This is a genomic window from Paraburkholderia sp. EG286B (assembly GCF_040965655.1).
Taxonomy (GTDB): domain Bacteria; phylum Pseudomonadota; class Gammaproteobacteria; order Burkholderiales; family Burkholderiaceae; genus Paraburkholderia.
Map to the genome: position 1 here is coordinate 1 of NZ_JBFRCF010000182.1, position 412 is coordinate 412.

1 protein-coding gene is annotated in these 412 nt (G+C 63.1%); it reads right to left on the reverse strand.

Annotation, left to right across the window (positions count from 1 at the left end; genetic code table 11):
- Positions 1 to 412, reverse strand: a 412-nt coding sequence (locus AB4Y42_RS44325) for an ABC transporter substrate-binding protein (RefSeq protein ID WP_368697909.1), incomplete at both ends; no start/stop codon positions are given.

The following is a 412-nucleotide window of genomic DNA, read 5'->3' on the forward strand; positions in this document are numbered from 1 at the left end:
GTTTTGAAGTCCGTCGTGCCGTCCTTGACGATGAGGAAGTGCGAGGTCGCGAGAATCACGGGCAGATCCGCGTTCGCGCCTTCGAGCGTGATCGTCACTTCGTTCGGGCCCGTCGCCTTCGCTTCCTTGATCTGGTCGGCGAGCGTCTTCGCCTTCGAGCCGACAGCCGGGTCCTTGTGACGCATCAGCGAATAGATGACGTCGTTCGTCGCGAGCGACTTGCCGTCATGGAATTGCACGCCGCTGCGCAGCTTGACGACCCACACGGTCGCGTCCTTCGTTTCCAGTGATTCGGCGAGCGCCATCTTCGCGCCGAGGTGCGAGTCGAGTTCCGTCAGGCCGTTGTAGAACATGTTGGCGCGCACGTAGTCGGTGCCGAGCGCGCCCTTGGCGGGGTCGAGCGTATCGGCTG